Origin of the sequence: Aquimarina spinulae (assembly GCF_943373825.1) — a bacterium.
GTDB lineage: Bacteria > Bacteroidota > Bacteroidia > Flavobacteriales > Flavobacteriaceae > Aquimarina > Aquimarina spinulae.
Window position 1 is genome coordinate 2,050,510 of record NZ_CALSBP010000002.1, and the last position, 23,570, is coordinate 2,074,079.

The window sequence follows — 23,570 nt, forward strand, 5'->3', positions numbered from 1 at the left end:
AGTTTTAACAAGGAGGTAGTTTACAAGGTGTAATAATATCTTTAATATCTAATCTTTTTCGTATCCTTTCTGGGTATTCTTTTACTTTACCTATTCGCAAAAGCATTTGTATTTCTTTGTCTATCTTTAATGATGTCTTTAATAAATCATAATATTCTTTTTCTTCTAATACTTGACTCATAGGGTGAACCGCAATTTGGCTATCTATACATTCTAACCAAACTCGTTCTAATAATCTTCCTGTTTTTATCAATTCGGCTTTACTATAAGAATCAGATGTGATCAAAATATATCCTGAGCAAGAATTTAGCTGTTCTTTTGCACTCTTAATAGAACTTTTTATGAATGTTTTTCCTGTGACTGATTTTTTTGTAAAAAAAAGATTGAATAAAAAACGTTCAATTCCTTTTATTCCTAATGCTTCAGATGTTATTCCATCTTTTCTATGTTTTTCTTCTTTATAAGAAAAAGTCATCCATTTTGCCAATTCTCTAAGCTTACTAGTGTCTTTCATCTGAAAACTATACGCATCTAAAGAATAATCAATGATTTTTTTGGTCTCTTTATTTTCTATTGGAAAGTATAAAATACCATCTGATGGGTTGATCAGTTTTGTTATTATTCTATCGTCTATTTTTTTTTCTAAATATGGTTTTCTAATTGTTAAACGTTTCTTTATCAATTCAATATTTCGATTTGTTTTTACCAAATTATGATCTTGTTGAAGATTAAGGATTACTTCAGCATCATTAATCGTTACAGCTGAATTATAGCCTAAATCTTGTGCAGATAACACACAGTTTTCTATAAATGCTCCTATTGAAATCCATGTTTCTCTATTATTTGGATCAACAAATGGTAATACTCTATCATAATTAGGGTACACTTTAATCTTATTATTTTTTGGTATCTCAACAGTCCACATTTGGGCATTATGACTACTTGGAGCATAAGAACCGTATGTTATTATTTCTTTCATATTAGTAGTTTAAGAATAACTAAGTTTTTTTATTCCTTGCACTAGTTCTACTTATCATAAAAAATCAAACCATAATTTCTATGGTATCATGTAGTTTAGGAATCTGAACTTTCCATTGATACGTGTCTTGTATTTTTACGCGTAATACATCTGCTGGAGTTGCTTCGCCATGAATCAAAAATACTTTTTCGGGAACATTCTTAATCTCACTCATCCAATCTAATAATTCTCGCTGATCTGCGTGGGCAGACAGGCTTTCTATACCATAAATATTTGCTTTTACCGGATAATATTTACCAAATAGTTTGACCTCATGAGCTCCTTCTTGCAATTGTCTTCCACGAGTTCCTTCTGCCTGAAAACCCACAAGTACTACAGAGGTATTTACATTGTCTATAAGCTGTTGCAAATAGGTAAGTACTCTGCCTCCGGTAACCATTCCGCTACCTGCAATAACAATTTTGGGACGGGGATTATCGACCACTTCCCATGTTTCTTTATAAGACATCACAATATTAGTATGATTACAAATAGCATGGTATTCGTTCATAGGTAATTTATGCCAGTCGGGAAAGCTTTCAAAAACAGAAAGCACATTGTTTCCCATTGGGCTATCTACATAAACAGGAAGGTTAGGAATACGATTTTTTTGATATAGTTTCCAAAGTATATACATCAAAGCTTGTAACCTCTCTACTGCAAATGAAGGAATGATTAAAACCCCTCTGTTATACAATGTATCATTAATCAAAGTGATAAGTCTTTCTTCGACATCTTCGGGAGGGTGTAACTTATTACCATAGGTGCTTTCTATAAAAAGAAAATCTGCCCAATCTGGTTTTTCTGGAGCATAAAGCAATACATCATCTGTTCTTCCCAGGTCTCCAGAAAACACCAATATCTTTCCGTAAAGATTTAACTCTATAAAAGTAGACCCTATAATATGTCCGTTATATCTGAATCTAAATTGTATATCATGAGATAACGAAACCCATGTATCTTTTTCTTCTCTTTTAAAATACCCAATTGTTTTCTCTACATCATCCTTGGTATAAAAAGGTAATGCAGGATCATGCTTAGAGTATCCTTCTTTGTTAGCTTTTTCTGCTTCTTCTTCGTGTATTTTTGCACTATCTCTTAAAATAATTTCTGTAATTGCCAATGTAGGCGCAGTAGCTATAATATCACCGGTAAACCCTTGTTTAATTAATCTTGGCAAATAACCTGTATGATCCAAATGCCCATGAGTAAGCAGTACACTATCAATAGCAGAAGCATCGATAGGCAAGTCTATCCAGTTTAATTCTCGTAATTCTTTAACCCCTTGAAACATCCCACAATCAATTAGTATATTTTTTTGAGGAGTTTCGAGATAAAACTTAGATCCGGTAACCGTTCCTGCAGCTCCCAAAAAGTGAATTTTGATTGATGGCATAAGACTTTATTTTATGCTGTACATAGCACTTTGATTTCATTTATGATATTTTGTTTTCGCTGTTCAGAAATGCCTAAATGATCCAGAAAAAAAATCTGTTCTATCAATTGTTTTGCTAAAACAACATTCCGGCTTAATAAAAATTGTTTTTCGCGATTTGTTAAAAGTGTAGAAACCGTTATTGGATATAACCCTAAACGATCAATTCTATCTTTAAGGCTATTTTCTATAGGATAATCCCAACTTAATAAATACAACCCCGCACACTTGCCATATTGAATTGCGTCCTTTGTAAAACGCGTGTTGGTCACAACCCAACCATGATTAGGTGTCATTTCTCCATTATTTTTATGATGCGTTTCAATATCCCTAAATCGGGAATGGATATATAAAGGGACTTTTACATTACAATTGCGCCCTTCTTCACTATGAAACTTACATTCTATAACCAGGTAATCACTATTTTTTCTGGCTACTACATCAACTTCATGAGAAACACACATACCTTGAATAATTTCCCCTACTTCTACCTGATAACCAGAATACTGCAAAATAGATGCAACAAAACGTTCGAAAGGGAAACCTGTTGGTCCCAACTCATAAATTGCTTTTTTTAGTTTGTATTTTGAAGCAAAAACAGATTTCTTCTTTTTAAGTAATGCGAAAGCTCTATTATAAATTTCTCTGGTAGAAATACCCTGATATAATTCGTCTCTAACAACTCCCAGAATATGTTCTATTGCTTTATCATCTGCACCACTTCGCTTTAAGGAATTGCGAAGTTTGTGGAGTGAAAATTTAACTTTTTCTCCAGAAGATTTTATAACATCAAAATTCTGGTTTTGCATTAAAATTATTTAAATATTAAATACAACTAAATACCTTAATGAATACGCTGTTGATCTTTTTTGAAATATGATCTTATCAAAGCTTTGGTTTGATTATCGGTCATACTATCTGCTTTGAGCACATCTTTTACCTTTTCACCAATATCTTTATAATTGGTTGTTAATTCTTTATTGAATTTTTCTCCTGTTTCTGCGGGCCCATAAATCACAATCCTATCTGCATCTTTTATAAGAAGGACAATCTTCTTAAAATAGGCTTTAAATTGGTGTTTCTCTCGTTCGAGATATTTACTATCCTGAACTACATCCTGCGGCCCGCCTTTAAGTCGTGTTCCCGAACCGCCATGAATACGAAAGTTTTCAATTTCTGATAGTATGGTAGTCATATCCTCGCTATCTTCTTTAACAGAAATGATATGAGCCTTTTCTTTATCTATCCAAATTCCTATATGTTTCATCTGTTTATTTTTTATGGTTAAAGAGTATTAACAGCAGTTATGAGATGTAAACTGCATGATTATAGTATCTACTTAATTTGCTAAATCATGTAAGGCCAGTACAGGTACTTGCGAATGATGTCCTAAACTTTTTACCATTGGTCTTGAAAATATACTTCCAAAAAAACTGTGTTTTCTATTGATAAAAGTAATCATATCACTCTCCCGGCTTTCTACAAAACTACTAAGCCCTCCTTTTACATCTATATTATGCAGTGTATGAAAAGTATATTTTATACCATCTAGGTATTCTACGAGCAATTTCTTATTGTTTTCTTGTTCTTCATCTAGATCATCATCATTAGTAACATGAAGAATTCTTATTTCAGCATTTGTGATTCGTGCTATTTCAATTAGATATTGAAGCTCTCTGCGTTTAATCTGAGTTCTATAATCTGTTGGAAATACAATTTCTTTTGGCTCCTTATAATTGGTATTTTCTGGTATTGCCATAACAGGGCAATTTCTTACTTTTTCCATCACCAAAACTGTATTACTACCATAAATCAGGTCTCCAGCATTAGTCGTCCCTTTGGTTCCCATAACGATCATTTCGATATCCTTTTTCTCTACGGTATCTTTGATCGCACTCAATACATTATTGAATTGAGATATCATAAAAAAATTATGGTTAGGATTATCATCTCTAAAACTCAACCTTTCTTCGATTTTACTTAAGCCTTTTTCTGATTTTTCTTTGGCCTCTTCATAAAATCGTTCTCCTGGTTCGGGAATCATCATACTTTCTAATGCATAACCTGTTGCATTAAACACATTAAGTACGTAAAAATCACATGTTTCGTTTTTATATAGCTCTATAGCATATAGTATAGCATTCCACGCGTTTTTTGAAAAATCCGTGGGCAATAAAATCTTTTTTTTCATCACTTTAGGTCTTTAGGATTAGTTTTATAAATGTATAGGTATAGCCTTGTAAAAACTATGATAATTATCAGCTTAACTCAGGAATGACTAAGAAAGGAATAGTCGTATGAAATCCTATTTTTTTTATAACGGGTTCGTGTGTAATATTTTCTATAAGACTATGTTTATATTTTGACATACACAGCATATCAACATTCATCTCATCAATAAATTCATTAATAAGTTTTGCTTTTTGAGTAAATCGAGGAATCCAATGAATACAATAATTATAGTCTTTAAAATTTTCTTTAAGATTCTTAAGATTATGTTCTTGTATTTCGTCTAATTTTTCTTTTTCATGAATATGCATTATCCTAATATTTGAAGAAAATACAGAAACAATCTCTAGAAGAGGTTTTAAAGACTCTATACTATAGAGGCATTTAAAATCTGTTGCAAAAGCAATCTCTGTAGGTTTTTTAAAATCAAATTCATCTGGTACTGCCAGTATTGCGCAATCCTTAATATTATTGATAACTTTAACCGTATTACTTCCTATAAGAACTTCTTTGGCACCACTGGCTCCCTTAGTTCCCATAACAACAAGATCAATATTCTTACTTTTTATGGTTTTGTTAATGGTATCGGTAAGTTTTTTGGAAACAGAAATGGTCTCAAACGTATGCTTTAAATCTTCTGTATCTCTAACTATAGAATGAAGTGTTTCGGTAAGCTTTTCTTGAGATTCATTACTTAATTCCTGATATAACAAATCTCCTTTTGTAGTATTAATCCTGCTCGTTAAAACCGGAGTATCTACATCAAAAGTATTTAAAATATAGAATTGACATTCCTGATCTTGAAATAATCGGGTCGCATAAAAAAGTGCACCATAGGCATTATTAGAAAAATCTGTGGGAACAAGTATCCTTTTCATTTCTTTTCAGTTTTACAAATTATATCATAAAACTAGTTTTATAATAGCAAGAATACTATGACAAATCTCATATCTGTACAAACTCTTAAATCGCAGTATCAGCCGGGATCACTAAAAAAGGGATTATAGTACTAAATGTCATTTTTTTGATGATCGGTTCTTTTATTATTTTTTCGACAAAACTATGCTCATAATTAATCATTACCAGAATATCGATTTCTAGTTCTTCAATAAATTCCTGAATAGCATGTTCTACAGTTGAAAAATCAGGCATGACATGAAAATCATATTTTACACGTTTAAAATAATGTTCTAATGAACTAGAATTATAATGTTGAGAAGGTTCTAATTCGGGTTTATCATATATATGAATCATTCTAACGGTTGCATTCTGACTTTTGGCAAATTCTAGTATTGGAGCAATCTCTGCCTTATGATACATTCGCTCAAAATCTGTTGCAAAAGCTATTGCCGAAATTTCTTTAAAATATGAATCATCAGGAATGATAAGGATAGGACAATGCGATACATTCTTAACTACTTTCTGCGTGGTACTTCCCAAAAAAAGATTTTTACTCCCGGTTGTTCCTTTGGTACCAATAATGATCATACCAAAAGAACTGTCTTCTAAAAGCGTATTCATGTTTTGAACCAAAGATCCTTTCTTGCTTATGGTTTTAAAAGTATGATGCAACCCTGGTTTAGAGTTATGGATATCTTCTAAAGTCATTTTCAGTCCTTGCTCAGATTCCATCTTAATCGCTTTATAAAGATGACCAATACGCTGAGAACTCACAACACTTATAAGTTGTATTGGTTCAAGATCATACGTGTTTAACAAATAAAACTCACAAGGAACATTTCTATATAACTCTATAGCATACAATATAGTATTCCAAGCATTATCAGAAAAATCTGTGGGGATTAGAATTTGTTTCATTTGTCTATATTTATCAGACCTGCGAGATCTAGAGTTAATATCACGCTATCCTCTCTTTAGAAGGGATTACCAAAAAAGGGATATTGGTATGATAGGCTACTTGGTTAATTACTGGTTTGAATAAAAGATTTTCAAAGAAAGAATGTTTATTGTGAATCATGATCAATAAATCGATTTTGTACTTTTTCTGAAAATCTTCTACAGCTTCTAGTACATCCACTCCTTCGGCAATGTGAAAAATATGAGCATTATTTTTAAAATACTTGTCCAATTCCTCCTTAATCTTGTGCTGTTCAGGCCCTAAAGCAACTCCATAATACGCATTTAAGATATTAAGTCTGCAAATATATTTATCACAAATTTCTTTTACTAAAGGTAAATATTTATTATCAATACTAAGATTATAATCTGTCGGAAACAAAACCTCTTTTGGTTTTTCAAATTCAAAACCAGAAGGAACTGCAATAACAGGGCAATTTACTTTTTTTATCGTATACATAGTATGTGTCCCAATAAAGACTTCTTTGGCACCAGTAGCTCCTTTGGTACCCATTACTATTAGATCAATATTGTATTTTTCGACAACCGACTTAATTTCTCCTATCAGAGTATTAAAAACCGATAATCTAACAAAACTGTGTTTCGGGTTATTAAATTCTTCTTTGATTTTTTCTTCTGTTCGTTCGATATCGCGTTTAGAATTTATCATTGCAATATCTTCCATGCCATACGGCGCAGGATTCTCGATAAGATACCCTGTGTGATAAGACACCGGAGTAAATGTATTGAGTAAATAAAAAGTAGTCTCTTCCTCTCTAAACAAATTTAAAGCATATCTAATCGCATTAAATGCATTATCAGAGAAATCGGTAGGTAATAAAATTCGTTTCATCTCTATATAATTTTAATATCGTTGTAAGTTTTGCATCACTAAAAAAGGAATCTTAATATGTAGTCCTATTTTATCAATTGTAGATCGATCTAAAAGATTTTCTAAATAAGAACGCCTTGAATTTACCATTACCAAAAAGTCTATTTCATTACGTTCTATAAACTGATTTATAGCATGGGTAAGGTTTTCTGCTGTCTCTTGATGAAATATTACTTCTGCATTAGGTAATGATTCTTTTAAGAAATACTTATTATCTTCTTGCCTGATAGAAAGCTTGTCAAAGTCCGAGATATATAAAAAATTAATAATAGACCTGAAGCTTTTAGTTAATGTACTAAACAATTTGAGTTCTCTTCGCTTAAATGGTAATTGATAATTTGTAGGAAATAGAATGTTTTTTGGCGAATTGTAACTACAATCACTTGGGATTACCAATACAGGGCATTTTACATATTTAAGGACTTGTAAGGTATTGCTTCCAAAAGTAAGTTTTCGATCATTAGTTTCTCCTCTTGTACCCATAATCAGAATATCTATATTTTCCTTATCTACCAAGTCATTAGCCTCATCGGTTAGACTCCCAAACATGGATAGTAATTTATACTCATGTCGAGGATTAGGTGAAATATTCTTCATTTCTGAAAGCGCTTTCTCTAGTGCCATATTAGAGCTTTTGTACACTCTTTCTTTTAGTTCATCAAAAATTTCGCGAGAAACTACGGTGTTATGATCGTATACCTCATCGGCATAAGCATGTAGAATAAAGAAATCACATCGCTCATATTTAAAAAGTTCAACAGCATATCGTAAAGCATTCATGGCATTTTCTGAAAAATCTGTAGGAATTAATATTTTTCTCATTGTTTGCTTTTTTTGATATGTTATCCTCAAAATTAGATAATTGCAGATGCAAAAACTATGATTTTTGTCAGTTGAATAATCATGACATTTGTCATATTATATAAATGCATACTTTTTCATATTTGTAGCAAACAAATTCTATGTCAGAGCATACTTGTTTTCACTGTGGAGATGATTGCAGTAAGACGGTAATCAAATTTGATCAAAAAACATTCTGCTGTAATGGGTGCAAAACTGTATTTGAAATTTTTTCGACTCATGATTTATCCTGTTATTATGACTTACAGTCTGCTCCTGGCGCCATTCCTGAAGAAATTCAAGGAAAATACGATTATCTCGACACTCCTGCTATTGCTGAAAAATTAATAGAATTTAATGATGGTAACACTCAGATCATCACACTATATATTCCACACATGCATTGTAGTTCCTGCATTTGGATATTAGAAAATCTACATAAGCTTCAACCAGCGATTACAGCCTCTCAGGTTAATTTCCCTAAAAAAACAGTTCGTATTACTTTTAATAGTGACCGTATTTCTCTTAAAGCATTGGTCACTTTACTTAATTCTATAGGCTATGAACCCTATATTAGCCTGGATGACTACTCTACAGGGAAGACACAAATAAACCGAAGTTTGATTTATAAACTTGGTATTGCAGGTTTTGCTTTTGGAAATGTGATGTTTTTATCGTTTCCAGAATATTTTGAAGTATCAGAATACTGGTTAGAACAATACAAACACGTTTTTCGTTGGTTAATGTTTACTTTTTCATTGCCCGTTGTATTTTATGCTGCACAAGATTATTTTATTTCTGCCTATAAAGGATTACGATCCAAAATATTAAATATAGATATTCCCATCGCTTTAGGGATTCTGGTTCTTTTTCTAAGAAGTACTACAGAGATTATTTTTGATTGGGGAACCGGTTTTTTTGATAGTCTTACCGGACTGGTATTTTTTCTGTTGTTAGGAAAATTCTTCCAGCAAAAAACCTATTCCTTTTTATCTTTCGAAAGAGATTATAAATCTTATTTCCCCATTGCGGTAACAAGAATTGCCTTTTCACAACACAAAAAAGAAAGAAAAGAAGAAAATATACAAGTTTACGATATTAAAAAAGGTGATCGACTATTGATCAGAAATGGAGAATTAATCCCCGTAGATGCAATTCTTATCGAAGGCGATGCCCAAATTGACTACAGTTTTGTAACTGGCGAAAGTGAATCGGTTACCAAACAATCGGGTGATACTCTTTTTGCCGGAGGCAGACAACTTTATGGAGCTATAGAAATCGAAGTTTTAAAATCTGTAGAACAAAGCTATCTTACCCAATTATGGAGTAACGATGTATTTAATAAAGATAAAACAGCCTCATTTACCAATCTTACAGATACGATAAGTAAATATTTCACGATTACAATCCTATGTATTGCCATACTCGCTACTTCTTTTTGGCTATTTGTTGATCCCTCAAAAGCAGCACAAGTATTCACAGCAGTACTTATTATCGCCTGTCCTTGTGCGTTAGCTTTAGCAAGACCTTTTGCCTTGGGTAACATCCTTCGCATCTTCGGAAAAACCAAATTCTATCTCAAAAATGCAGATGTTATTGAACGATTAGCAAGGGTAGATACCATGATTTTTGACAAAACCGGTACCATAACTACTACAATTACAAGCGAAGTTACTTATGAAGGAATGAAACTAACACCAGAGGAAGAATCCTTACTTAAAAACACTTTACGAGCATCAAATCATCCGCTTAGCAGAACACTTTATGATATATTAGCAGAACACGATATTCTAACCTTAGACGAATATCATGAACATATAGGAAAAGGAATTGAAGGTAAACTTGAAGAAGACACTATCAAAATAGGGTCTGCAAATTTTGTAGGACAGGACATTAATTCTGAAATTAAAGACACTACAGTTCATATTAGTACTAATGAACAATATAAAGGCCATTACGTTTTTCATAATCAATATAGAAAAGGAGTTAAAAAAGTATTCGATCAATTAACTCAAGGTTACAAACTCGCTATTTTATCAGGAGATAATGAAGGAGAAAAAGAATATTTAAAAAAATTACTCCCTAAAAACACTTCTTTACTTTTTGATCAAAAACCAGATGATAAGCTAAACTATATCAAATCTTTACAACAACATAACCAAAACGTCATCATGGTTGGTGATGGATTAAATGATGCCGGAGCCTTAGCCCAAAGTGATGTAGGTATAGCTGTTTCAGAGAATGTAAATGTATTTTCTCCGGCATGTGATGCGATTCTGGATGCTTCAAAATTCGATACCATATCTGTTTATCTTAACCTTTCCAAAAAAGCGATTGCGATTATTAAATCAAGTTTCGTCCTATCGTTTTTATATAATATTATAGGTTTATACTTTGCTGTTACCGGTCAACTCTCTCCTGTGATAGCAGCAATACTAATGCCATTAAGTTCGATCTCTATTGTTGCATATGTTACCGTGCTAACAAACTGGTCTGGAAGAAAATTAATATCAAAATAACAATGAATACTCCTGATGACCATAATCCGATACAACATTTCCAGCAATGGTTTTATGAGGTAGATAAAGCTCATCCCGAGGACGAAGCTAATGCAATGTTACTCTCCACCATCGGGGTAGATGGTTTTCCCAAAAGTAGAATTGTATTATTAAAACGCTTCACCTGGGAGGGTTTTATCTTTTTTACCAACTATAACAGTGAAAAAGGAAAGGCCATAGCACAAAATAATAAAGTTTCTATTGCCTTTAATTGGACAGCAGCAGGAAAGAACGTTTTAATTGAAGGAGAAGCAGAAAAAATTGCCAGTAATTTATCAGAAGGATATTTCGAATCACGACCAGAGGGTAGTAAATTAGGAGCCTGGGCTTCTGATCAAAGTAAAGTAGTTTCTTCGCGAAAAGTGCTCGAAAATCAATTAAAACACTACGAAACCAAATTCAAGAATCAAATTATTCCAAGACCAGAGCATTGGGGAGGATACATGATCAGACCCAATAGATTTGAATTTATAGAACACAATCAGACAGAAGAGTATACTCGCACCATAACATATAAACTTCTGCCAGATTATAACTGGACAAAAAATACTATTTTTCTTCACATTATCGCATAGTCCAACTTCTTGAAATTCACTGAAAACTGGGTGGTATTAGAAATCTATATCTCATATTTTCATCAATCAAAAGATAGTTTACCTAATTAATATGAAATATAAAACATTACACTGTGCAAGATATTTTTTTACCATTCTAGGGTATTTATTTTTTCTAAACCTAATACTATCATGTGAGTCCGATTTAGATCCAATAACTCTTACAGAAGCAGAACTTCATGTTTCCGTTTCAGGAACTTTATCGGGAAATCCTCGTAGTAGTATTTCTGTAGCTATTTATCATACCAAAAATGACGCTATAGAGGAAATAAACACAATCAAATCTGCTCATACAGATGATGACGGGATTGCCATTTTTGACCACTTGGAAATTGGTAAAAGATATTGGATTAGAATCGACTCGATATTATTAAAAAATATTAAACTTAGTGAAGAGTTAAATGCCGGGTTTAACGAATTTATTATCAGAATCCTTTGACCTCACTATCCCAAATAATCCTTTAACTAACATCTTTAATATGATACTAAACAAATAGAAAGAGAACTTTTAATACCACCTGGTTTGAGTTTAGAACATAACCAGATAGAAGAATTTACTCATCACACAGCATATAAACCTTAACCAACACAATAATTATTTCAGTGAATATCCATTTAAAATTAATCTTTCTAACAATATCTATTCTATGTAAAGCCATCTACAATTAAGTGATTTTTCACATATAAGTTTAGTTCACTGCACATTAGGTCTGTCTTCAAAAAAGAGAAGAGTTCATTCTTAAAATTCTATTCTTATTTAGATTCAATTAATATATTGGCTTTATGACAATTATCATGCTTTAAGACCCTATTTGCGAATAGTTTTATCCGTATATTATGAGGTGAAAAAAGACATCTAACTATTTGTTTATTCTCTAATCTTAGAAAAATAAATAGCATACTCAGAGTATCATTAAAAATGAGAATGATGGTTGATTTTGAGCCTTGTATTTAATCAATTTAAACTAAACCTGATTGATATCATTGCACGCAATAATAAATGAACCAATATTTACCGTAGTTAATTTATAATCAAATCTTACTATGAAACTCGTTAAACTTAGTACCCTCATTTTTTTCACATTACTTATTACAACTACTAATGCTCAATTAAAAATCGATGCCGAAGTACGACCTCGATTCGAATACAGGCATGGATTTAAAACGCTGTTCCCAGATGATGCAGATCCCGCAACATTTGTATCTCAGCGTACACGATTAAATGCTGGATATAAAATGGAGAAATTAAATTTTTATGTAAGCCTGCAAGATGTAAGAGTATGGGGAGATGTACCCCAACTCAATACAGCAGACAAAAATGGTTTTAGTCTCCATCAAGCTTGGGGAGAAATTCTTTTTAATCCCAATATCTCATTAAAACTAGGACGCCAGGAAATTGCATATGACGATCAGCGTATTTTTGGAAACGTAGGCTGGGCACAGCAAGCCAGAAGTCACGATGCTGCACTTATAAAATATAATAAAGACAGCTTCAAATTCGATCTAGGTTTTGCATTTAACCGGGGAGAAGAATCCCTAACAGAACATACACTTACAACACCGAATACGTATAAAAGTATTCAATACCTATGGTTACATAAAGATTGGGAGAGTTTTTCGGGAAGCTTCCTTTTTCTTAACAATGGATTACAGTATACAGATGCCACCAATTCTGATAATAATGAAACCAGATACAGCCAAACTGTAGGAACTCATTTAAAATATAAAAAAGGAAAACTTGGTCTTACATCTAATCTTTATTATCAATTTGGAAATGATCTGGGTGATAATGACCTAAGTGCATATTTATTAGGCCTAGAAGCAGATTATAAATTATCAGAACAATGGAAAATAGTACTTGGTGGAGAACTACAAAGTGGTAATGATAATGGAGCTCCTGCAAATGGAGATAACGAAGCTTTTACTCCTTTTTATGGTACTAATCACAAGTTTAATGGATTAATGGATTATTTCTATGTTGGAAACCATATCGGAAATGTAGGGCTAATCGACTTGTATCTAAAAGCTAATGTGAAATTTAATCAAAAATCTACATTAAATGTGGCTGCGCATAATTTTATGGCAGCAGCAGATTTACCTGCAAACGAATCTAAACAACTGGGTACAGAAATAGACCTGGTATATTCATATAATTTACAAAAAAATGTAAATATTAAAGCTGGATATTCTCATCTCTTTGCTTCAGACGGAATGGAGATACTTAAAAATAATTTTGATGGGAATACCAATAATTGGGGATGGATCATGGTGACAATTAAACCAACTCTATTTACAACCAACAAATAATAAAACTATGCCAATTAAGAGTTATTTAGCCCATCCGCAAAAAGGAGAAAAAAATGAGCTTATCGATGCACTATCTTCACTAGAGCAATGTGAAGTCATGCCAGCCAATAATAAGGATGTACTCATCTTAATTACAGAAACCGAAAATGAAACCGAAGAAGCAATTCTAAAAGAAAAACTAGATACTATAGAAAGTCTAAAATTATTGGCTATGGTTTCTGGATTTAATACACCACAAAACAATTAGTATTATGTATACCTCTCTCACAAATAGAAGAAAATTCATAAAAAAGATGGCTATGTTGTCTGCGATGACTGCCGCAGCAACTATGTTTCCGGGAATCTTATTTGCAGACGAACAGGAAAAAGGGTTACCAAGTGGTGATATCGATTGGACAAAGGCTCCATGTAGATTTTGTGGTGTAGGATGTGGAGTGCTTGTAGGAACAGAAAACGGAAAAGCTGTAGCTGTAAAAGGAGATCCTAAGAGCAGTGTCAATAAAGGGCTACTTTGTGTAAAAGGATACCATCAAATCATGTGTATTCAATCAAAAGATAGACTAACTCATGCATTGGTAAAGAAAAACGGTCAATACGTTAAAACTCCAATCAATGAAGCTTTAGACATTGTTGCCAACAAAATGAAGGAGACTATTCAAAAGCATGGTAAAGATAGTGTAGCCATGTACACTTCTGGTCAATCTACAATTCCTGAAGGATATGTTGCTTCAAAATTAATGAAAGGTGCGATTGGCACAAATAACTTAGATTGTAATGCCCGTTTATGTATGGCGAGTGCAGTAGCCGGTTTTTTAACCTCTTTTGGCGCTGATGAACCCATGGGTTGTTATGAAGATATCGACCATGCAGACTATTTTATTACATGGGGTAATAATATGGCAGAAATGCATCCAGTGTTGTTCTCCAGAATGCTAGAACAAAAAAATAGAAGAGGCGCTAAGATTATTGATTTTGCAACACGTACAACACGTTCTAGTACTGCATCTGATAGATCTATATTATTTGAGCCTCAAACCGACTTGGCCGTTGCCAATGCAATTTGTTATGAAATTATCAATAATGGATGGGTAAATAAATCTTTTGTAGAAAAACATTGCAACTTTAGCAAAGGGCTAACCAATATGGGATATGGTCTGGAAGATAATTACAAATTTAAAGACAAGCCACAAAAAATAGATTTTGAAGCTTATAAAAAATTCTTAAACGATTATACTCCAGAAAAGGTAGCTAAGTATTCAAAAGTATCTGCAAAAGACATTAAGTATTTAGCCTCTATATACGGAGATCCAAATAAAAAGGTAGTTTCTTATTGGTGCATGGGAATGAACCAGCACACTAGAGGAACGTGGATGAACAACTTAGTCTATAACATCCATTTACTTACCGGAAAAATTTCACAACCGGGAAATGGCCCATTTTCATTAACCGGGCAACCATCTGCTTGTGGTACTGCAAGAGAAGTAGGTACTTTTACTCATAAATTGCCTAAAGGAGTCGTGATGAACGAAAAACATAGACGTCTGGCAGCAAAAATATGGAAAGTACCTTATGAACGTATCCCTTCTAAACCAACGTATCATGCCACAGAAATGTTTAGAGCAATTGATCGTGGAGATATCAAATTTATTTGGACACAAGTAACTAATCCATTGGTTTCAATGCCAAAAACAAGCAGGTATCGACCGGGTATGGAGAAAGACTCCTGTTTTGTTGTAGTTTCTGATGTTTTTCCTACACCAACTTCTGATGTAGCAGATGTCATTCTACCAGCATCATGGCATATAGAAAAAAGTGGATTGTATGGAAATTCTGAACGAAGAACACAACATTGGGATAAAATGGTAGATGGTCCCGGAGAAACTACTCCTGATGCATGGATGACCATTGAAATTGCAAAACGACTGGGATATGGTGATTTGTTTCCATATAGTGAAGAAAATCATGTCGAGGAAATTTATAATGAGTATCGGCAGTTTCATGAAGGAGCAAAACATGGTATGGCGCCTTTAGAAGTTCTGAAAAAAGAATCTGGTGTAATATGGCCATATGTAAACGGAAAATCTACGCAATGGCGTTTCAATTCAAAATATGATCCGGCTTGTTCTAATGGTGAAGATTTTCATTTTTATGGAAAACCAGACGGAAAAGCAATTATATGGCAACGTCCTTATGAACCGGCTCCAGAAGAACCTGATAATGAATATCCGTTTTGGTTAAATACCGGAAGAGTTGTTGAGCATTGGCATACAGGTTCTATGACACGTAGGATTCCTGTTTTACATAAAGCGATGCCAAGTGCCTATGTAGAGTTTCATCCAGAAGACGCAAAAGCATTAGGAATTAGAGATGGCGAAAATATAAAAGTAACATCACGTAGAGGTTCGTGTATATTACCTGCATCGATAAACAAAAGAGGATTACCTACCAAAGGTCAGGTCTTTGTCCCCTTCTTCGATGAAAACATGTTAATTAATGACGTTACTTTGGATGCTTTCTGCCCAATTTCTAAAGAACCTGATTATAAAAAATGTGCTGTTAAAGTTGAAAAAGCATAGGTTATGAAAAAGAGACTCGGAATCATATCACTTTTTTTATTGTTGTTCATAGCCTTTATTACTATTTGGAATTATAGTTATCAAGAAGGTTTGGAAGAAAGTTATATCCCTATTGAAGAAAATTCAACCGAAACATTTATTCCGTTAGAGAGTGGTGTGTTCAAACGTTCTGGATTGGCATTAGAGTATGCGAATATGCCTGTCGATGAAGAACATCAAAGGTCACTAGACACTTATTATGATAATAGGGCATATCCAGGTGCGCCACCCAGTATCCCGCACCTTGTAAAGGAAGAAATGAGTTTAGGAGCAAATACCTGTTTGCAATGTCATGAAAATGGAGGTTTCGTTACCAAATTTAATGCATATGCACCGGTTACACCCCATCCAGAAATGGTTAATTGCAGGCAATGTCATGTAGTACAAAATACTGAAACTCTCTTTACCGAAAATGGTTTTGCAAAGGCTCATGCTCCAAAAGTTGGGATAAATAATGCTTTACCTGGGAGCCCGCCAATGATCCCGCATCAAATACAAATGAGAGAAAATTGTTTGTCTTGTCATGCTGGACCCGCAGCTCCAAAAGAGATCAGAGTATCTCATCCAGAACGTATAAATTGTAGGCAATGTCATGTTCCTAAAGATAAAACAGTTACTGATATTGAAGTTTTCACAAGAGCTAATATTACCGAAAATGAATAGATATAATAACATACATATTCTGATGTATACTCTCCTTACCGTTATATTATTTTCTTGTAAACACGGAGAAGGTGAATACCATAATATTACGGATAAAATAGAAGCCAAGAGCAAAAATTATCACGGTACTTCTATTTCTTCAGAACAGTATTTAGAAGGTATAAAAACAATCAAAGTCACAGAAGGAGAACACACATTTTTGATTCCTGAACGTAAAAGTGAAATCAAATCATATGCCTGTACCGAATGTCATACCAAACCACTAGAAGAATTAAAAAGTAAAGATCCTTCAAAAAAAGCACATTGGGATATTAAGCTGGCTCATGCAGATTTAAATACTATGAACTGCATTACTTGTCATAATGGTAATGATATGGACAACTTAACAAGTTTAACAGGCACAAGCATTGATTTTAATAGAAGTTATAAATTATGTAGCCAATGCCACAGCAAACAGTTTAAAGATTGGAAAGGTGGTGCACATGGCAAAAAGCTAGGAGGATGGGCTCCTCCCAGAGCATCAATGACTTGTGTAAATTGCCACAACCCGCACAATCCAGGTTTTGAAACCAGGTGGCCTGCCGGGTATAATACTCAAAAAGTAAAAGAACGAGAATAGTTTAGCTATCACACTTTCATGTAATACCTCTTAACAATTTAACAATGAGCGACAATACTAAAAAATGGTTTTCTCTAAACCTAAATAGCAAAAAGAAACAAAGTACAGGTTCTTGTGGTTGTGGAAAAACATCTGGTGGATGCGGTTCTCATACTAAAGATCAAATTAGTGATAAGGAATTTGATGCTGCAGTAGATGCTGCTATCGGCGATGAACGTAAAAAAGATGGTTTCGATCAAGTTTTTGATGTACAAATGGATCGCCGAACTGCTTTTAGGAAACTAACCGCTAGTTTAGTCATCGGAGCCGGAGCAGTAAGTACGTCTTGTAATCTGACTACCGGAGAAGAAACCAAAGAAAAAGCACAAATCGATTGGGAAGAACAGTTTAAAGGCAACTACAAATTAATGACCGATGAGGAGAAAAAAGCCACTGTTGACCGATTAGTACGTTCCTATCAATTGCGAAAAGGGAAAAATATAAGTATGTCTTCTAAAAACGCCGAGAAAGACGTGCTTTTTGGATATGCTTTTAATATCTCTAAATGCCAAGGGTACATGGATTGTGTAAGTGCTTGCGTTGAAGAAAATAATCAGGATCGAAATTCGCAGATGGAGTATATTCGAATTCATGAAATGAAAGATGGTAAAGGTCTTAAGTTTGATGAAGCCGATGACAATTATTACCACGAAGTCCCGGCAGAAGGTCATTTTTATATGGGAACACAATGTTTTCATTGTGACAACCCCCCATGTGTAGAAGTTTGCCCTGTGCAAGCTACATGGCGTGAAGAAGATGGACTAGTAGTTGTAGATTATGACTGGTGCGTGGGCTGTAGGTATTGTATGGCAGCTTGCCCATATGATGGCCGACGATTTAACTGGAGTACTCCCGAAGTTCCCGAAAATGAGATTAACAAAAATCAACATTACTTAGGAAATCGTATGCGTAAAAAAGGGGTAATGGAAAAATGTACTTTCTGTGTACAGCGTTCACGAGCTGGTAAAAATCCCGCTTGTGTAGAAGCTTGCCCAACAGGAGCACGAATTTTTGGAAACTTATTAGACCCGGACAGTACAATACGATGGGTTCTTAATAATAAAAAAGTATTTAGACTAAAAGAAGATCTTGGGACAGAACCTAAGTTCTGGTATTTTATGGATTAATAAAATTGCGTGAGGGATTGAAACGGCATCCTTTTCTGTTACTTCGAGATGTCATTCTGAGCTTGTCGAAGAACGAGAAGTAGGTAAGAAAAGATATAGTGAAAAGCCCGACCCAATGGGCACGCCAAAAAAACAACACATGAAACGACTTAAAGTTTTTGGAAGTTTAGTTAAAGATAGCCTGGATACTACGACTCAAGGCTCAAAAAAATATCACATCTGGATGGCATTTTTGACTTTTGTCATGCTAATTGGTATGTACTGTTATTCTTTACAAATAGAACACGGCCTAAGTGTCACAGGAATGACCGATAGAGTAAGCTGGGGACTGTATATTTCTAATTTTACATTTCTTGTTGGTGTTGCTGCAGCTGCAGTAATGCTCGTTATGCCAACTTACGTACTAAAAGATATTGATTTTAAACAAGCTGTACTTATTGGCGAGGGACTAGCCGTAGCTGCATTGATTATGTGTTTGGCTTTTGTTGTAGCCGATATGGGTGGGCCATCTGTATTGTGGCATATGATACCAGGAATCGGAGTCTTTAATTTTCCAGCTTCAATGTTAACCTGGGATGTTATTGTGCTTAACGGGTATTTATTTTTAAACATCTCGATTCCGTTTTACATTTTGTTTACACGTTATCAGGGAAAAGTGCCTAATCCAAAAATCTATGTTCCAGGAGCAATTTTGTCTGTATTTTGGGCAGTAGCTATTCATTTGGTAACTGCATTTCTATATCAAGGCTTACAAGCTCGTCCTTTTTGGAACAACGCATTATTAGGCCCTCGATTTTTGGCATCTGCCTTTGCTGCCGGGCCTGCCTTGATTATTCTTGTTCTGGCAATCATCAGAACATTTACAGAATTTAAAATAGAAGATAAAACGATCAAAAAAATTGGTATGATCGTTACTGTAGCAGCTCAAATCAACCTGATCATGTTAGTATCTGAGTTATTTAAAGAATTTTATGCTCCAACACACCATAGTGAAAGCGCATATTACTTATTCTTTGGTCTACAAGGTAAAACAGCGTTGTTACCGTGGATATGGACAGCAATTCCTTTAAATGTCTTGGCAACCGTATTGCTAACTTTTGGTAAACTGCGCAACAATTTAAAGGTGTTATATTTCTGTTGTTTTATTCTCTTTATAGCCATCTGGATAGAAAAAGGATTCGGTTTGATCGTTCCTGGCTTTATCCCCGGACCTTATGGAAAAATTTCAGAATACACTCCTACAGGAATAGAAATTGGAGTAACTCTTGGTATTTGGGCTTTAGGAGCTTTTGTTTTTACTATACTGGCAAAAACTGCTATCAAGATAGAAACAGGAAAATTACAGTTTAGAAAAAAATAAATAAAGCCGAATTTTTAATAAAATTCGGCCTTTTAGTATCTAATAATTCTTAGCTTAATGCGCGTAGCGCTTAACTCCTGTGAACAAAGTGTCTTCATAATTATAAAGCTTTGGTACACAATCCAAAAACATATTTTGTTTTTGTGTTGCTGTTTTTAGTTGTTTTCTAATATTTCGTAAAGTTCTCATGATGATTAGTTTTTGATCCCAAGGTATTGGGATAGGTTGATAAATATGAATTATCTGTATCGCCTTTTTGAATTCCAGGTATATCCGATAGGAGCGTTTAATTTTCTTGTGATTCTGTTACTATCTATAGTTCTCATAATTTCTGTTTTTTTTGATTAATGTATAAATTGTTATATTTTTCTAATAGTCGTATTTAAAATTATCTGTATCGTCTTTTCGAATTCCAGGTATATCCAATTGGTGCATTTAATTTTCTCGTGATTCTGTTACTGTCTATAGTTCTCATGATTTTTGTTTTTTTGATTGATGTATAAATTGTTATTTTTTTAAATAGTTATGCTTAAAATTATCTGTAACGTCTTTTCGAATTCCAGGTATATCCAATTGGTGCATTTAATTTTCTTGTGATTCTGTTACTGTCTATAGTTCTCATAATGTCTATTTTTTGATTGATGTATAAATTGTTTTTTTTAAAATTATTGTACCTAAAATTATCTGTAACGTCTTTTTGAATTCCAAACATAACCTTTGGTTGCCGTTAATTTTTTAGTGATTTGATTGTTGTCTAAAGTTCTCATAATTTCTGTTTTTATAATTGATGTATACCTACTAGACGTCGATAAATCATTTTTGTTACAGTACTATGTATAAAAAGGTACTATTTTAACAATTATTAACATTATACACCTATAAAAGGTCAATAAATTAGATATTCTTGCTAAGAATGGGCTTAATTAATAAAACCTGATAAATGTCATTTTTTTAGAAAATGTTCGCGCATACTTTTGACTCATAATCAAAAGTAAGCATGGGTGTAATCTATATACTCTTAACGATTAGTATTATCGTTGCCATCGTCTTTTTTATTAGCTTTATTATATCGGTCAGAAATGGTCAATATGATGATGTCTATACTCCTTCTGTTAGGATGCTTTTTGATGATGAACTTATAAAAGAAAGCAAAGAAAAATCTTCGGAATCCACTAAAACTAAACAATCTTAATATGGAAATGGAACAATTCTATTACGATAATAAAATCGTAAAAAAATTCTTATATGCCACTCTGCTCTGGGGTGTTGTTGGGATGTCTGTAGGCTTGCTACTGGCGTTTCTATTTTTATTCCCTAATCTAACAGATGGAATCTCATGGTTAAGCTTTGGGAGATTAAGACCATTGCATACCAATGCTGTTATTTTTGCATTTGTTGGTAACGCTATTTTTGCAGGAGTATACTACTCTACTCAACGTTTGCTAAAAACCCGTATGTTTAATGATACACTTAGTAACGTTAACTTTTGGGCATGGCAATTGATCATTGTTGGTGCCGCTATTACACTTCCGTTAGGATATACCTCTTCAAAAGAATATGCCGAGTTAGAATGGCCTTTTGATATTGCAATTGCTATTGTCTGGGTAGCCTTTGGATGGAATCTTATTGGAACTATTTTAAAAAGAAGACAACGCCATATGTATGTTGCTATATGGTTTTACCTGGCGACTTTTGTTACAGTAGCTGTTCTCCATATTTTTAATAGCCTTGCATTACCCGTAAGTGCCTTAAAAAGTTATTCTGTATATGCAGGTGTTCAGGATGCTTTAGTACAATGGTGGTATGGTCATAATGCGGTTGCATTCTTTCTTACTACTCCTTTCCTAGGTTTAATGTACTATTTTATTCCAAAAGCTGCAAATAGACCGGTCTATTCATATCGATTATCTATTGTTCACTTTTGGTCTTTAATATTTATCTATATATGGGCAGGGCCTCATCACCTTTTATATTCATCTTTACCAGATTGGGCACAGAATCTTGGTGTAGCATTTTCTGTTATGCTAATTGCTCCGTCCTGGGGAGGTATGATTAATGGATTACTAACATTAAGAGGTGCCTGGGATAAGGTGCGTACCGATCCTGTATTAAAATTTATGGTAGTTGCTATTACTGGTTATGGTATGGCCACTTTTGAAGGGCCTATGTTATCCTTAAAGAATGTAAACGCTATTGCACACTTTAGCGATTGGATTATTGCTCACGTGCATGTTGGTGCATTAGCCTGGAATGGATTTTTAACCTTTGGGATGGCCTATTGGTTAATTCCGAGACTGTTCAAAACCAAATTGTGGTCGACAGGATTGGCTAATGCTCATTTCTGGATTGGTACTCTGGGGATCATCATGTATGCATTACCAATGTATGTTGCCGGATTTGTACAAGCTTCTATGTGGAAACAATTTAATCCAGACGGAACACTTACTTACGGTAATTTCTTAGAAACTGTAAATGAAATCATCCCAATGTACTGGATGCGTGCTATCGGTGGTAGTTTATTCATCTTCGGGATGTTTATCATGTTATACAACGTTATTAAAACCATAAAGAATGGTAGTACCGTGACAGACGAGCTTGCAGAAGCTGCTCCTCTTACCAAAGTGACCAAACATAGAACCGTTAAAGAAGGATATCATACCTGGTTAGAGAGAAGACCTGTAAAACTAACCATTTTTGCTACTATAGCAATCTTAATTGGTGGGGTCGTACAAATAGTTCCTACGTTAATGGTAAAATCTAATATACCAACGATTACCAGCGTAAAACCATATACTCCTCTTGAGTTAGAAGGAAGAGACATTTATATTAGAGAAAGTTGTGTGTCTTGTCATTCACAAATGATCAGACCTTTCCGTAGTGAAGTAGAACGATATGGCGAATACTCTAAAGCAGGTGAATATGTCTATGATCATCCTTTCCTATGGGGAAGTAAGCGTACGGGGCCAGATTTAATGCGAATTGGAGGGAAATATTCTGATAACTGGCACTTAAATCATTTTTATGATCCGCAAACAACCTCTTCGGGATCTATTATGCCAAGTTATAAGTGGCTGATCAAAAACAAGCTTGATCGATCTAATACAGAAACCAAAATGAATGCTATGGTAACTCTTGGTGTTCCTTATACTCCCGAAGAAATTACCAGAGCACAGCAATGGATGGATGAGCAAGCAACTACTATAGAGAAAAACTTGTATACCGATCCCGATTTTGTAAAAACCTACGAAGCTGATAAAAAATATGCACAGGAAAATGGGTTGGACTTTATCGAGATGCGAGATAGAGAAGTTGTAGCCTTGATTGCCTACATACAACGGTTAGGAACCGATATAAAAGTTAAAAACGAAGAAACTGTAGTTCAAACTAAAGAATAAAC

22 protein-coding genes are annotated in these 23,570 nt (G+C 33.9%); 12 read left to right on the top strand and 10 right to left on the bottom strand.

The annotated features are described in order from the left end of the window. Positions 1 to 4: 4 nt before the first annotated feature. From NNH57_RS14620 to NNH57_RS14660, 9 genes are all read right to left on the bottom strand, one after another. Positions 5 to 979 carry an Acg family FMN-binding oxidoreductase gene (locus NNH57_RS14620; RefSeq protein ID WP_074407101.1) on the bottom strand — a complete coding sequence of 325 codons (975 nt, stop codon included), beginning with the start codon at positions 977 to 979 and terminating at the stop codon, positions 5 to 7. Between the two features lie 64 nt (positions 980 to 1,043). Then, entirely contained in the window at positions 1,044 to 2,414 is a 1,371-nt protein-coding gene (locus tag NNH57_RS14625) for an MBL fold metallo-hydrolase RNA specificity domain-containing protein (RefSeq protein WP_074407100.1), read from the bottom strand. Positions 2,415 to 2,425: 11 nt separating this feature from the next. Further along, positions 2,426 to 3,262 (bottom strand): restriction endonuclease, encoded by an 837-nt coding sequence (locus NNH57_RS14630; RefSeq protein WP_074407099.1) that lies wholly within the window; start codon positions 3,260 to 3,262, stop codon positions 2,426 to 2,428. Positions 3,263 to 3,297: 35 nt separating this feature from the next. Further along, the gene (locus NNH57_RS14635; RefSeq protein WP_074407098.1) at positions 3,298 to 3,720 is read right to left on the bottom strand and encodes a hypothetical protein; all 423 of its coding nucleotides are present in this window, start codon (positions 3,718 to 3,720) and stop codon (positions 3,298 to 3,300) included. A gap of 72 nt (positions 3,721 to 3,792) precedes the next feature. Beyond that, positions 3,793 to 4,644 carry a universal stress protein gene (locus tag NNH57_RS14640; protein WP_074407097.1) on the bottom strand — a complete coding sequence of 284 codons (852 nt, stop codon included), beginning with the start codon at positions 4,642 to 4,644 and terminating at the stop codon, positions 3,793 to 3,795. A gap of 67 nt (positions 4,645 to 4,711) precedes the next feature. Continuing rightward, on the bottom strand, positions 4,712 to 5,560 hold the full coding sequence (locus tag NNH57_RS14645) for a universal stress protein (RefSeq protein WP_108809153.1): 849 nt from the start codon (positions 5,558 to 5,560) through the stop codon (positions 4,712 to 4,714). Positions 5,561 to 5,645: 85 nt separating this feature from the next. Next, on the bottom strand, positions 5,646 to 6,500 hold the full coding sequence (locus NNH57_RS14650) for a universal stress protein (protein ID WP_074407095.1): 855 nt from the start codon (positions 6,498 to 6,500) through the stop codon (positions 5,646 to 5,648). 40 nt (positions 6,501 to 6,540) lie between these two features. Then, the gene (locus NNH57_RS14655) at positions 6,541 to 7,392 is read right to left on the bottom strand and encodes a universal stress protein (protein ID WP_074407094.1); all 852 of its coding nucleotides are present in this window, start codon (positions 7,390 to 7,392) and stop codon (positions 6,541 to 6,543) included. 12 nt (positions 7,393 to 7,404) lie between these two features. Further along, positions 7,405 to 8,253, bottom strand: a complete 849-nt coding sequence (locus tag NNH57_RS14660) for a universal stress protein (RefSeq protein ID WP_074407093.1) — start codon at positions 8,251 to 8,253, stop codon at positions 7,405 to 7,407. 140 nt (positions 8,254 to 8,393) lie between these two features. Here NNH57_RS14660 and NNH57_RS14665 point away from each other — a divergent pair, with 140 nt between their 5' ends. From NNH57_RS14665 to dsrP, 10 genes are all read left to right on the top strand, one after another. After that, positions 8,394 to 10,790 carry a heavy metal translocating P-type ATPase gene (locus NNH57_RS14665; protein ID WP_108809154.1) on the top strand — a complete coding sequence of 799 codons (2,397 nt, stop codon included), beginning with the start codon at positions 8,394 to 8,396 and terminating at the stop codon, positions 10,788 to 10,790. A 2-nt stretch (positions 10,791 to 10,792) separates the two neighbouring features. Beyond that, entirely contained in the window at positions 10,793 to 11,404 is a 612-nt protein-coding gene (gene pdxH, locus NNH57_RS14670; protein ID WP_108809155.1) for a pyridoxamine 5'-phosphate oxidase, read from the top strand. Positions 11,405 to 11,495: 91 nt separating this feature from the next. Further along, a complete protein-coding gene (locus tag NNH57_RS14675) occupies positions 11,496 to 11,882 on the top strand; it encodes a hypothetical protein (RefSeq protein WP_108809156.1) in 387 nt (128 codons plus the stop codon). Positions 11,883 to 12,487: 605 nt separating this feature from the next. Beyond that, on the top strand, positions 12,488 to 13,750 hold the full coding sequence (locus tag NNH57_RS14680; RefSeq protein ID WP_074407090.1) for an alginate export family protein: 1,263 nt from the start codon (positions 12,488 to 12,490) through the stop codon (positions 13,748 to 13,750). A gap of 7 nt (positions 13,751 to 13,757) precedes the next feature. Next, on the top strand, positions 13,758 to 13,997 hold the full coding sequence (locus NNH57_RS14685; RefSeq protein ID WP_074407089.1) for a hypothetical protein: 240 nt from the start codon (positions 13,758 to 13,760) through the stop codon (positions 13,995 to 13,997). 4 nt (positions 13,998 to 14,001) lie between these two features. Continuing rightward, positions 14,002 to 16,326: a periplasmic nitrate reductase subunit alpha gene (locus NNH57_RS14690; RefSeq protein ID WP_074407088.1), complete on the top strand. Its 2,325-nt coding sequence runs from the start codon at positions 14,002 to 14,004 to the stop codon at positions 16,324 to 16,326. A gap of 3 nt (positions 16,327 to 16,329) precedes the next feature. Then, on the top strand, positions 16,330 to 17,028 hold the full coding sequence (locus NNH57_RS14695; protein WP_108809157.1) for a nitrate reductase cytochrome c-type subunit: 699 nt from the start codon (positions 16,330 to 16,332) through the stop codon (positions 17,026 to 17,028). Then, complete coding sequence (locus NNH57_RS14700) at positions 17,021 to 17,647, top strand: cytochrome c3 family protein (protein ID WP_074407086.1); 627 nt, start codon at positions 17,021 to 17,023, stop codon at positions 17,645 to 17,647. Before NNH57_RS14695 ends, NNH57_RS14700 begins: the two co-directional genes overlap by 8 nt. Before the next feature lie 44 nt (positions 17,648 to 17,691). Next, positions 17,692 to 18,813, top strand: a complete 1,122-nt coding sequence (locus tag NNH57_RS14705) for a 4Fe-4S dicluster domain-containing protein (RefSeq protein WP_074407085.1) — start codon at positions 17,692 to 17,694, stop codon at positions 18,811 to 18,813. Positions 18,814 to 18,952: 139 nt separating this feature from the next. Beyond that, entirely contained in the window at positions 18,953 to 20,173 is a 1,221-nt protein-coding gene (gene dsrP, locus NNH57_RS14710; protein ID WP_074407665.1) for a sulfate reduction electron transfer complex DsrMKJOP subunit DsrP, read from the top strand. A gap of 54 nt (positions 20,174 to 20,227) precedes the next feature. Here dsrP and NNH57_RS26465 read toward each other — a convergent pair whose 3' ends face one another. Next, complete coding sequence (locus NNH57_RS26465) at positions 20,228 to 20,362, bottom strand: hypothetical protein (protein ID WP_255409737.1); 135 nt, start codon at positions 20,360 to 20,362, stop codon at positions 20,228 to 20,230. 808 nt (positions 20,363 to 21,170) lie between these two features. Here NNH57_RS26465 and ccoS point away from each other — a divergent pair. Further along, positions 21,171 to 21,365 carry a cbb3-type cytochrome oxidase assembly protein CcoS gene (ccoS, locus tag NNH57_RS14715; protein ID WP_024768150.1) on the top strand — a complete coding sequence of 65 codons (195 nt, stop codon included), beginning with the start codon at positions 21,171 to 21,173 and terminating at the stop codon, positions 21,363 to 21,365. Between the two features lies 1 nt (position 21,366). Beyond that, on the top strand, positions 21,367 to 23,568 hold the full coding sequence (gene ccoN, locus NNH57_RS14720; RefSeq protein WP_108809158.1) for a cytochrome-c oxidase, cbb3-type subunit I: 2,202 nt from the start codon (positions 21,367 to 21,369) through the stop codon (positions 23,566 to 23,568). The last annotated feature ends 2 nt before the right edge of the window (positions 23,569 to 23,570 follow it).